The sequence below is a fragment of the Paraburkholderia nemoris genome (assembly GCF_905221015.1).
Lineage (GTDB): Bacteria > Pseudomonadota > Gammaproteobacteria > Burkholderiales > Burkholderiaceae > Paraburkholderia > Paraburkholderia nemoris.
Genome location: NZ_CAJNBO010000011.1, coordinates 170487 through 182476 on the forward strand (window position 1 = coordinate 170487; position 11990 = coordinate 182476).

Consider the following 11990-nt stretch of genomic DNA (forward strand, 5'->3'; position numbering starts at 1 on the left):
TGTGTTGGTGCGCCTCATGGAATTACTTCTTTTCGACTGCGTCCTGCTTCAAAGGCCGCCATGCATGGCCGTCGCGTGCGAGCAGCGCGTCCGCTTCAGCAGGCCCCTCGCTGCCGGCTGCGTAACCATGCACCGGAATCGCGCCGCCGGTCTTCGGGTGCAGCACGTCGTCCACCGCGCACCAGCTCGTTTCGATGCTGTCGGCGCGCTGGAACAGCGTCTCGTCACCCAGCATGCAGTCGTACAGCAAGGTCTCGTAGCCGACGTTGGCCCGTTCGGCGAAGAAATCCGCGTAGTCGAACGACGACTGCACCGCGCCGATCTGCATCACCGGCCCCGGCGTCTTCACGTTGAAATCGAAACTCGTGCCGTGCGCGGGATCGATGCGCAAGGTCAGCACATTCGGCGTCAGCGCGTCGACCGGCGTGTCGCGGAACAGGCGGAACGGTACCGGCTTCAGTTGCACCGAGATCTCCGTGCGACGCGCGGCGAGCCGCTTACCGGTGCGCAGATAGAACGGCACACCCGCCCAGCGCCAGTTCTCCACATAAACGCGGGCGGCGGCGTAGGTTTCGGTCGTGCTGTCCGGTGCGACGTCCGGTTCCTCGCGATAGCCGATGCCCGCTGGACCCTTTTCGTATTGACCGAAGACGACGTCGTCCGCAGTCAGCGGCTGGATCGCGTCGGAGATTTCGGCCTTCTTGTCGCGCACGGCTTCGGCGTCGAACGAATTGGGCGGTTCCATCGCGACCATGCCGAGCAACTGGAACAGATGGTTCGGCAGCATGTCGCGGAACGCGCCGGTCTGCTCGTAAAACTTGCCGCGTCCCTCCACGCCGATCGTTTCGGCCGCGGTGATCTGCACGCTGTCGATATATTCGCGCCGCCAGATCGGTTCGAACAGCGCATTCGCAAAGCGCACTGCGAGAATGCTCTGCACGGTGTCCTTGCCGAGAAAGTGATCGATCCGATACACCTGCGACTCGTCCGCGTACGACAGAATGTGCGCGTTCAGATCGCGCGCCGAAGCGAGGTCGGTGCCGAATGGCTTCTCGATCACGATGCGGCGGAAGCCGCCCGCATCGCCCTCACCTTCTTTCAGCAAACCCGCTTTGCCGAGATGCTCGACGATCGGTTTGAAGAAGCGCGCAGTGACCGCCAGGTAAAAAATCACATTGCCACCCGGCGATTGATCGAGCTTTTGCTTGAGCTTCGCGAACGTGTCGTCGGTTTCGAATTCACCGGCCATGTATTCGAGCCGTTGCGCGACCCAGTCCCACGCTTTGTCGTCGAGCTTGCCGGCGTGGAACGTGCTGGCCTTGTCGGCGGCGAACTGTTGCAGCGACTTATGCAAGTCTTCGCGCCATACGCTCGTCTCGCGTTCGCCGTGATTCACGCCGATGATCTTCATGCCGTCATCGAGCAGACCGTCCACTGCGAGGTTGTACAAAGCGGGCATCAGCAAGCGTTTGGTCAGGTCACCGCCCGCGCCGAAGATCACCAGCGTGCAAGGCGGCGCAGGCCGTTTGCCGGCCGGCGACGATGGCGCGTCATGCGGACCCGCGCTGACTTTGCAACTGGGTTCACGAGCGGCGGAAGTTGGGGTGTTCGGAGTAGTCGACATGGGATTCGCTTATGGAAGCTACTTGGTTACCGCCGTTACCAGCGCGGGCGCAGGTTCGGGCGCGGACTCAGTTGGGCAGGCGGGAGCCGGCGCCGAAGTCGACGTGGGGATCGGCGCCCGATCCGGTTCGCCAGCCAAGGGCACATTGCCGGATGCGCCCATCGCCCTCGGTTGCAGCAGCAGCGCCACCAGGCCGCTCCAGCCGGTTTGATGCGAAGCACCCACACCACGTCCGTTGTCGCCATGGAAATACTCATGGAACAGCACGAGATCGCGCGAACGTGGGTCAGCCTGCAATAGCGGATATGCACCCATCACCGGACGTTCGCCGTTCTTGTCCTTCAGGAACAGGGTGGTCGCCCGGCGCGCCAGTTCGTCGCCGATTTCGCTGAGCGAAAACTTCTGCCCTGAGCCGGTTGGATATTCGACGCGGAAGCCATCGCCGTAGTAACGATGAAATTCGTAGAGCGATTCAATCAGCAGATAGTTCACCGGCATCCACACCGGTCCGCGCCAGTTCGAATTGCCGCCGAACACGCGGGTGTCAGATTCGGCCGGCAGATACTTGACCGTCACGCTTGTGCCGTTGTGATTGAACTCGAATGGATGGTCGCGATGGAATCGCGACAGCGCCCGCACGCCGTGATCGGAGAGGAATTCGCTTTCGTCGAGCGCCCGGCGCAGCAACGCTTTCATCCGATGCCCGCGCAGAAGCGAGAGCAGTAACGCATTGCCCTTGCCAGGCTCGTTCCAGCGCGAAACCAGCTTCGCCAGATCGGGGCGATGCTCGAGGAACCAGACGAGCCGCTCGCGCAGACCCGGCAAGTGACCATGCAAACGTTCTTCGAGCACGTGTACCGCGAAAAGCGGAATCAGGCCGACGATCGACCGCAGGCGCATCGGAATATTGCTGCCGTCGGGCAGGCGCAATTTGTCGTAGAAGAATTCGTCTTCGCTGTCCCATAGACCGGTATCGCAACCGTCGTCACAACTCACGGCCTCGGCGATATACAGGAAGTGCTCGAAAAACTTCACGCCGATGTCGACGAACACGTGGTTCGCATACGCGAGTTCAAGCGCGATCCGCATCAGGTCGAGCGCGTATGCCGCCATCCAAGCAGTGCCGTCGGACTGATCGATGTGACCGCCCGTCGGCAGCGGCGACGAGCGGTCGAAGATACCGACGTTGTCCAACCCGAGAAAGCCGCCCTGGAAAACGTTACGGCCATCCGCGTCCTTGCGGTTCACCCACCACGTGAAGTTCAACAGGAGCTTGTGAAATACGAGCTCCAGAAAATCCCGGTCCGCCTTGCCGGTCAACGCGCGGTCGATTTCATAGACGCGCCACGCGGCCCACGCATGCACGGGCGGATTCGCGTCGCCGAGCGCCCACTCGTAGGCCGGCAGTTGGCCATTCGGATGCTGATACCGGTCCTTCACCAGCAGCAACAATTGCCGCTTGGCAAACGCGGGATCGATCAGCGCGAATGCGGCCGCATGAAACGCCAGGTCCCATGACGCGTACCACGGGTACTCCCACTTGTCGGGCATCGACACGATGTCCGCGTTGCACAGATGCCGCCAGTCCACATTGCGGCCGCGTTTGCGCGACGCAGGCGGCGTGGGTTGCAGCGGATCGCCTTCGAGCCAGCGTTGCACGTCGTACTGGTAGTACTGCTTGGACCACAGCATGCCGGCGAGCGCCTGGCGCTGCACGAGGCGCGCGTCGGGATCGGTGATCTCGTGTTGCAGTGCGCCATAGAATTCATCGGCCTCGGCGATGCGGTGAGCGAACACTGCATCCGCGTCGAGTTGCGCGTCATCCGGCGCCGACTGCGGACGCCAGCGCATATACACCACGGCGCGGCCATGCGGGCCGAGTTCAATCGATGCGTGCGCGCCCGCCTTGGTGCCGGCGTCGCGGCGGACCGCCTGTTCGTCGCTGTGGACGAGGTAGTCGTTGAAGCCGTCCTTGAACGGCCCGGCGCCATCCATGTTGAACAGGCGCTTGACGTTGGTGTCGTTCTCGCAGAACAGCCACGTCATCTGCGGCGCGTCTTTCGACCACGCTGTCACGACGATCGGATCATGGCCATGCTGCTTGCCGATCAAATGGACATCACCGTTATGGTTCTTGCCGGCGACCAGCGACGGTTTGTCCTTGTTCTCCTTCCACGACCACGAATTGCGCGCCCAGATCTGCGGCAGCACGTCGAGCGAAGCCGCCTCGTCCGCGCGATTCTCGATCGTCACGCGCATCAGGATGTCATCGGGCGCATGCTTCGCGTATTCGACCTGCACATCGAAATAACAGCAATCATCGAACACGCCAGTGTCGAGGATTTCGTATTCCGGCATGTCGCCATCACGTCGCGCGTTTTCCTGCACCAAGTCGTCGTACGGAAAGGCGGCGTGCGGGTACTTGTAGAGCATCCGCATGTACGAATGCGTCGGCGTGCCGTCGACGTAGAAGTACAGCTCCTTCACGTCCTCGCCGTGATTGCCCTGCGCATTGGTGAGGCCGAACAGACGTTCCTTCAGGATCGGATCTTTACGGTTCCACAGCGCGAGCGACACACACCAGCTGAGTTTGTCATCGCCGAAACCTGCGATGCCGTCTTCGCCCCAGCGGTAGGCGCGGCTGCGTGCGTGGTCGTGGGGGAAAGAGTCCCAGGCGGTGCCGTCCGCGCTGTAATCCTCGCGCACGGTGCCCCACTGACGCTCGCTGAGATACGGCCCCCAGCGTTGCCAATGGGCACAGTCGGCGGAGTGCAGGCGGGAACCTTCGATCGTGTCGAGCAGATTGGCAGCGCGCAGCGGTGGCATGACTACGTCCTTGCGTCGGGCCTGGCGGTGGGACTCACATCGTAGCGCGGTTTAAGGGGCGATGGACTCCAATCGGGCAAGCAGGTTTTCGATGCGCAGCAACTCCCCGAGCGACCACGCCTGAAACGGCGTACCGGCGGGCGTGTGCGGCGCATCGCCGTCGGCGATTTCGGAGAGATGGTCGAGGCCGGCGTGATCGAGATGCGCGTACAGCGGGTCGAGAAAGCGCGCTTTGGCTTGGGTACGGGCATCCGGCTCTGCGCCGTGGACCCGCAGCCACGCTTCGACAAATGGGCCTAGCAGCCATGGCCAAACTGTCCCCTGATGATAGGCACCATCGCGCTCCAGCGGCGTGCCGCCGTAGTGCCCGCGGTAGGCGGGATCGGACGGGGCGAGTGTTCTGAGGCCAAGCGGCGTGAGCAGCTGCGTTTCGACCTGATCGACCACCGCGCGCGCCGCCGCGCCTTCGAGCAAGGGAAATGGCAGGCCACCTACGGCGAAGATCTGATTTGGGCGGATCGAGCGGTCAACGGCGCCTTTCACGAAATCCACGTCGACGTTATCGACGAGCGCTTGCGTCGACGGATCGGTAAAACGTTCATGAAACGCTTGCAGCGCCCGGTCACCAGGTTGCTGCCATTGTGGGTTCCACGTTGCTGCAATGCGCAATGCGTTGATCCAGAGCGCCTGCACTTCCACAGGTTTGCCGATGCGCGGCGTCACCACCCAATCGCCGACCTTTGCGTCCATCCACGTGAGTTGGACACCCGAGACGCCGGCGCTCAGGAGACCGTCGGCGGCGGAGGCTTTGATGTTGAAGCGCGTGCCGTTCGTGTAGCCCGTGAGGATGGTTTCGACCGCCTGCTGCAGGCGCGTTCGAGTGTCGGCTTGCGCGTGGTTCGTCGCCAGATAGTCGTGGACCGCGATGACGAACCATAACGATGCATCGACAGAGTTGTATTCAGGGGTGTCGCCGTAATCGGGAAAGCGATTCGGCAGCATGCCATCGGACAAGGTGCCCGACCATTCGAGCAGGATCGCTTCGGCTTCGTCGAGGCGCTCCGTTGCGATCAGCAAGCCGCGCATGGCGATGAACGTGTCGCGGCCCCAATCGGTGAACCAGGGGAAGCCGGCGAGGATCGTGCCGCCTTCGTTGCGGGCGACGAGGTAGGCGTCGGCGGAACGTTGCAGGCGTGGGCCGAGTGCGCTGCGGCGCTGCTGTTCGATGTGCGCGAGTTCCGTTGCGTGGGCGACGGCTGGTTTGGTACTTGCCGACTCCGCCGCCGAGAGCGCGATCGAAGCGCTGAGGACCATCACCGCTTCGCCATCCGCGAGATTGAAGCTGAACACGCCTGGCGTAGCGAGGTCCTCGCTGAAGTCGAGGCCACGCTCGCGCTCGCGAACGTAGCAGAAGTTCCGATACCAATCCGGTGCGTGCGTGTAGACGCCATTGGTCGCCGCGTTGATGACCGGCAGGTCGCCATAAGGTTGCCAATTCACGCACGCCTGATCGCTGCTCATCTGCGCGGTGAAATTGAAAGCGGAGTTTTCGTGGTGCAGTGCATGGTAATCGCGCCCGGAGAGCAAGGGCCTGACTTTCAGGGTGAACGTGCCTGCGCCGGAAGCCGCTACTGCGCCTTCCAGCCGCCAACGCAAAACCGTTTCGCGCGTCGCCTTGCTGACAAACACTTCCGTTATCAGCGTTGCGTGCGGATCGAGTTGCAAACGCCATGTCGGCCACGGGGCGGTGTCGAACGCGAGAAGACTCGCTGCCAGGTCGGGATAGATCACGTCCGGCATATACCGCTGCATGCTCAACGGATAACGCTGCCCGTTCGCTTCGAGCCACGCTTCCACCCCGTTCACGAGCACCACGCGTCCGCCAGGCGCGCGCGTGGCCGTGAGCAGCAAGGCCTGATAGCGGCGCGTGCGCAGCGTGCCGACGGTTCCCGAAGCGAAGCCGCCGAAGCCGTCAGCCTCGAGCCATTCGTCTTCGAGACGCGTGATGTCGAAAGGTCTTTCGATGCGTGTCATGGACTTGCCAAAGTATGCGAGGCGCAAATCGTTCGGTGTGCCAAGGCTTCAGCCGTGTGGCGCTTACGTGACCATTCTCCTGCTTACTGCTTTCCAACTCCTTTCTAATAGCCGACATCGCAACGTAAGTCTATCCGCTCGCAAACGTTTCACAATTATTTCTCGAAAGGAATGGAGACTGCATCCGCCGCCATAAATTGGATGCAGACATGAGAACAAACACTCGCCTTGCCAGCGCCGCCTTCGTTGCACTCGCAACTTTCGCGTTGGGCGGTTGTGGCGCCGATGACTCCGGCTCGGCCTCGACGTCTTCATCGCCGACCGCCGAGAACAGCGCTGACAACGCTGTCGCGCAAAGCGCCACGACGGCCCCAGCAGCGGCAATGCCCAACGCATCAGCGCCACTCGCAGCCGACCCTGCCGCTGCGTCCGATCCGATCACACAAAACATGCAAGCGAGCCTCGCTGCCGACAGCCAGCAAGTCACGCCCGTGATGCATTACGCACCGGGCGACAACGCCAACAGCAACTGATCCGACTCCACCGGCGCGCGCGAGGCGCGCTATTCTTTCCCCACCCGCAGAAGGTGATATTCGATGACATCAAATAGCCGTCGCCGTTTCCTGCAGACCGTGGCTTCATCCGCCGGCGCTGCCGCCGCGCTGACCGCGCTGCCCGAGTCCATTCGCAATGCGCTCGCCGTGCCCGCGTTTTCGCGCACCGGCACGATCCGCGATGTCGAGCACATCGTCGTGTTCATGCAGGAGAACCGTTCGTTCGACCACTACTTCGGCCATATGCGCGGCGTACGTGGTTACAACGACCGCTTCCCGATTCCGCTGCCAGGTGGCAAGCAACCCGTGTGGTACCAGCCGTCGAAGGAGAACGCCGCGCAACCGGTGCTGCCGTTCCATCTGAACACGGCGACGACCAGTGCGCAATGTATCGGCGACCTCGACCACTCGTGGTACCCGACGCACTACGCGATGAACAACGGCGCGTACAACCAGTGGCCCCAGTACAAGACGGACATGACGATGGGCTACTACCTGCGTAGTGACATCCCGTTCCACTATGCACTGGCCGACGCGTTCACCGTGTGCGATGCCTATTTCTGCTCGCTGCCGGGACCGACGCACCCGAACCGGTCGTACCTGATGACCGGCATGGTCGATCCGACCGGCACCATGGGCGGCCCCCTGCTCGACAACAACGATTTCGTCGACAACGACGGCCCGCCGGCTTATCAGTTGCTCTCGTGGACCACGTATCCGGAACGCCTGCAAGCCGCGGGAATTACGTGGCAGGTGTATCAGCAGGGTTTGACCGGCGCCGATCCGTTGAACGGCAACTACGGCACCAACGTGCTGCAGAACTTCGCGAATTTCATCAACGCGCAGCCGGGCAGCGCCTTGTACGAGCGCGCGCAGACCGTGCGCACGATTGCGGACCTGAAGAACGACGTACTCGCGGGTAGTCTGCCGCAGGTGTCGTGGTTGTGCCCGCCGGCTGCGTACTCCGAGCATCCGAGCTATACGCCCGCATACGGCGCGGAATACACGTCGCAGATTCTCGATGCGCTGACGTCGAATCCCGAAGTGTGGAGCAAGACCGTGCTGTTCATCATGTACGACGAGAACGACGGCTTCTTCGATCACCTCGTGCCGCCGCAACCGGCAACGACGCCGGCCCAGGGACAGTCGACCGTCAGCACCGACGGCGAGATTCACAACGCGGTGAATCCCGGACGTGGCGGCAGCTACACCGCGGACGGTTTGCCGTATGGCCTCGGCCCGCGCGTACCGATGACGATCGTGTCGCCGTGGAGCAAGGGCGGCTTTGTGTGCTCGCAGGTGTTCGATCACACCTCGGTGATTCGCTTCATCGAAACGCGCTTTGGCGTGTATGAGCCGAACATCACCGCATGGCGCCGTGCCGTGTGCGGCGACCTGACCACCGCCTTCGACTTCCGCACGCCGGACTCCTCCGTACCTGCGCTCCCGGACACGAGCAACTACCAGCAAATCGCCAACGAGTGCTCGTCGCAGCCGAAACCCACGGTGCCCACCACGCCAGTGGCATTCGACCCGCAGGAAAGCGGCATCCGTTTCGCCCGTGCGTTGCCGTACGAGTTGCACGTGAACGGTCACGCGGACGTGAAGAAGAACACGTTTGACATCGCGTTTGCCAATAGCGGCAATCAAGGCGCGCATTTCTACGTGTACTCGACGAATCGCACGGATGGTCCGTGGCGTTATACCGTCGAGGCCGGCAAGTCGCTCAACGAGACCTTCGATCTGACGACGACGAACGGTGTGTACGCGTTCGAAGTGTTTGGGCCGAATGGTTTCGTGCGCAAGTTTGCGGGGAATACGCAGACGGCGACGGCGCAGACTGCACAGGCAGCGTTTGGTGGACATGGCAACAACAAACCCGCACAGCCGGAAATCAAGGTGCAATACGACGTTGCGAACGGCAATGTGTTTATCAAGTTCAGCAACAAGGGCGGCGGTATTGCCCGCTTGACGGTGACGGACAACGCGTATGGCGCGCGCGCGCGTCCGGTGCTGGTGCCGGCGGGGGCGCACATCGAAGAGGCCTGGGTGCTGGCGTCGAGCCACCACTGGTACGACTTGACGGTGACGAGTAACGACGACGCCAGCTTCTCGGTTCGTCTGGCTGGGCACGTTGAGAATGGCCGGCCGAGTATTAGTGACCCGGCGGCTGTGGCGCCGGTGTTGGTGGTGAATTAAAGCAAGGTGATGATGGACGGGCTTCGGTTGGGTGGCTGCTTTGTTGAGTCGCCTGATCGAAGCTCAGTTGCTCCGGGCTATTACGGCGAAAGAAAATTAGAACGGTCTTAGGCCGATTAGCCAAAGCTAGATAGTTAGCTTAGCAAAGTGAATTTTAAGAGAAGAGCGCATTTATAATCTGGCGGTCGTCAAAACAATGATGACCGGGTGTGAGAGCCCGACTGTTCTGATCGCATAACCTGTTGTGCAGGTCCGTGCGTTTGCCTCAGCGCGTCTTCAACGGGCGGGTGATGGCGAGGGGGCCGCAAGGCTCGCCGGCTTGTCGGGACACCGGTCTCTCAACCTCGCTACGTGCCCGCCCACCCGTTTGCAGCGAGTGTCGGGCGATTTCGAGAATCAACCGGAAATCGCGCCATGAACAAACCCGCTGAAGCTCCCTTTATGAACCCTCGCCTTTCGGTGAAGCCCGCTGAATATAAGCGACTTGCCGGCGAGGTACTGGAAGCAACCCGCACGTATGTGGAACGGCTTTCATCGCTGGCTATGCTGGCGAGGACGCTGCGCAAAGGTATCGCAATGAACCATTGCGACCGTCGCGATCAGATGTTGCTTGCGGAGTTGTTGGAGCGTACGGCACAGCAGTACGAAACCGAGGCGAACATCGAGCGAGGAAAGATCTCAGTCGTGATGGCCGATGCGGAGGAAGCGGAATTGAATGCTGCGCGCCGCAGGAAAGGGTTGGGTGAATCAGTGGCGCCGCGCACGAGAACGCGCAGGAAGGTCGGCTCAGGTGTAACGGCACCGGCATAACACAGGGCTGCGCGCTGCACGAATTGGCGGATAGCGTTACAGTAAATCTTCGCAACTGCTAGCCGCTGAGGGCGCCATGGACCGCGAAGCATTCATTGAAAGCCTGACGAAAGAAGGATTCCCCGAGGCCGTCGTTGTGACGCGGGAGGCGAACATCACGATGGACGTACACGAACATCCGTTCGAGGCGAAGGCGTTGATTCTGGAAGGCGAGTTGCACATACGCGTGGGCGACACCGAGCAGGTATATAAAGTCGGCGACGTCTTTCACTTGCCGGCGAACAAACCGCATGCAGAGAGTTACGGTCCGAATGGTGTGACGTATCTGGTGGGAAGGAAGTAGGAGGTGCGCGTGTAGGCGGAGTGCCTCGATCTGCATGCTCCTACGCAAGCAAAGGGGCCTCCGATGCGGTTACGATAGCCCCCCAGTTCAGTGCGGCTGCAAACCGCGCGCTCCCCGTGGCACGCACCTGACTATTGCTGTGGAACCTGTTCCGTACGCAGATCTCCGGCATCCAGGCGTCCCATCTTCGCGGCTAACTGAAGCCGCGCCGCGCGCCAGTCTGTTAGCGCCTGGATGCGTTGCTGCTTTGCCTCCGAAAGCGACTTCTGTGCGTTCAGCAGTTCCAGAATGTTTCCCACACCCGCCGTGTACCGATGGTTTGCGACGTCAAATGACCGCTGCGCAATCCGCTTCAACGTAGCCGTGTTCCCCACATTCTGTATGTTCGTCTGCAGTACCTGATAGCTTTTCCAGACATCGAGCCCGACCTGCTGGCGAGCTTCATCGAGCGTGTTCTCCTGGACCTCCACTTGAGCATGTGCTCCACGCACCTTGTACGTCCGGCTCAACCCTTCGAACAACGGGATCTGCACCTGTACGCCAACATACCAGTCGTGCCCTGTCGCGGCCAATTGAGGCTGGCCCAGCCCCAGACTGGCGGGCTGGTTGTTCTGGCTGTACTTCGCGATCAGACTGAAGTTGGGCAACCCTTCGGCACGTGTCTGCTGCTCGCTCGCCATTGCCGCGTCAAGCTTCGCCCTGGCGGCAGCGATAACCGGGTGGGCGCTTTGCGCTTGCTCGATCATCCCGGCGACCGACGCTGTGAAATCCTGGTCTGGCACCACGCCATCTTCAGCGTCCGGCATCTTGATTGGTTGATCCGGGCTGAGGCTCATGTCAAAGGCGAGCGTGCCGAGAGCGGCCTGCAAGTCGCCTTCGGCCTTCGCCCGGTTGAACGTCGCCTGCGCATATGAAGTCTGAGCCTGCAACTGGTCGGAAATCGCCGCGACGCCGCGGGTCACGCGTGTCGACGCCGCGACAAAGCTGTCACGCGCGATACTTTCCGTTTCCTTCGTCAGGGCCAGCTTGCCGGTTGCCGCCTGCGCTGCGTAGTAGTCTGTTGCCACAGTGGAAAAGGCGGTCTGCAGAGCGGCATCCTGGTTGGCCCGCGCAGCCGCGAGCAAAGCCTGTGCATTTGCAAGCGCAGCCTTCCTGCCACCAAAGTCGTACAGCACCCAGTTCGCCGAGACCGAGCCGGAAAAAACCGTCGAGCGGTTCGCTGAGCTCAGGCGCGGATAACCTTTCACGTCCGTCACGGAGTCTTCGCGCACGTCCTGCAGGTTGGCCGTCAAGTTCGGCAGATAGGCTGACTTTGCCACGCCAACCGCCGCGGCCTGCACCTTTACATTCGCCCAGGCTTCCCGCGTTTTCGGGTTTCCGCACAAGGCGCGATTCACCGCCTCCGCCAGAAGAAGCGGCGCCTCCAGCGGCCCGAACTGACAGGGATGCGCGGCGTCAATATCTGAAAACGCGTTCGCAGGTGTTCGGGAGACTAAGGCGTCGGTGCCGAACACATCGACTGCTCCCGCGATACCCGGAGTGGCGCCCAATACCGATAGCCACAGCGCCGTCCTCAGCGTGCGAGCGTAACCGGGCCCCT

General features: G+C 61.8%; 8 protein-coding genes. 4 read left to right on the forward strand and 4 right to left on the reverse strand.

Annotated features, from left to right (window positions below; all coding sequences use genetic code 11):
* Positions 1-22: 22 nt before the first annotated feature.
* The 3 genes from zwf to KHO33_RS18815 are packed head-to-tail and all read right to left on the reverse strand — an operon-like array spanning position 23 to position 6484.
* Positions 23-1624, reverse strand: a complete 1602-nt coding sequence (zwf, locus tag KHO33_RS18805) for a glucose-6-phosphate dehydrogenase (RefSeq protein ID WP_200561035.1) — start codon at positions 1622-1624, stop codon at positions 23-25.
* 18 nt (positions 1625-1642) lie between these two features.
* Positions 1643-4450 carry an MGH1-like glycoside hydrolase domain-containing protein gene (locus KHO33_RS18810; protein ID WP_200561037.1) on the reverse strand — a complete coding sequence of 936 codons (2808 nt, stop codon included), beginning with the start codon at positions 4448-4450 and terminating at the stop codon, positions 1643-1645.
* 51 nt (positions 4451-4501) lie between these two features.
* Positions 4502-6484, reverse strand: coding sequence for an amylo-alpha-1,6-glucosidase (locus KHO33_RS18815; protein WP_200561039.1), 1983 nt, complete (start codon positions 6482-6484; stop codon positions 4502-4504).
* A 209-nt stretch (positions 6485-6693) separates the two neighbouring features.
* On the opposite strand from KHO33_RS18815, the gene KHO33_RS18820 reads away from it, so the two are divergent.
* The 4 genes from KHO33_RS18820 to KHO33_RS18835 all read left to right on the forward strand — a co-directional run bounded on the left by KHO33_RS18820 (position 6694) and on the right by KHO33_RS18835 (position 10390).
* Positions 6694-7017 (forward strand): hypothetical protein, encoded by a 324-nt coding sequence (locus KHO33_RS18820; RefSeq protein WP_200561041.1) that lies wholly within the window; start codon positions 6694-6696, stop codon positions 7015-7017.
* 63 nt (positions 7018-7080) lie between these two features.
* Complete coding sequence (locus KHO33_RS18825) at positions 7081-9237, forward strand: phosphocholine-specific phospholipase C (protein ID WP_200561042.1); 2157 nt, start codon at positions 7081-7083, stop codon at positions 9235-9237.
* Positions 9238-9651: 414 nt separating this feature from the next.
* Positions 9652-10047 carry a hypothetical protein gene (locus KHO33_RS18830; RefSeq protein ID WP_200561044.1) on the forward strand — a complete coding sequence of 132 codons (396 nt, stop codon included), beginning with the start codon at positions 9652-9654 and terminating at the stop codon, positions 10045-10047.
* A 76-nt stretch (positions 10048-10123) separates the two neighbouring features.
* Entirely contained in the window at positions 10124-10390 is a 267-nt protein-coding gene (locus KHO33_RS18835) for a cupin domain-containing protein (RefSeq protein WP_200561046.1), read from the forward strand.
* A 131-nt stretch (positions 10391-10521) separates the two neighbouring features.
* Here KHO33_RS18835 and KHO33_RS18840 read toward each other — a convergent pair whose 3' ends face one another.
* Positions 10522-11904: a TolC family protein gene (locus KHO33_RS18840; protein WP_236074687.1), complete on the reverse strand. Its 1383-nt coding sequence runs from the start codon at positions 11902-11904 to the stop codon at positions 10522-10524.
* Positions 11905-11990 lie beyond the last annotated feature (86 nt).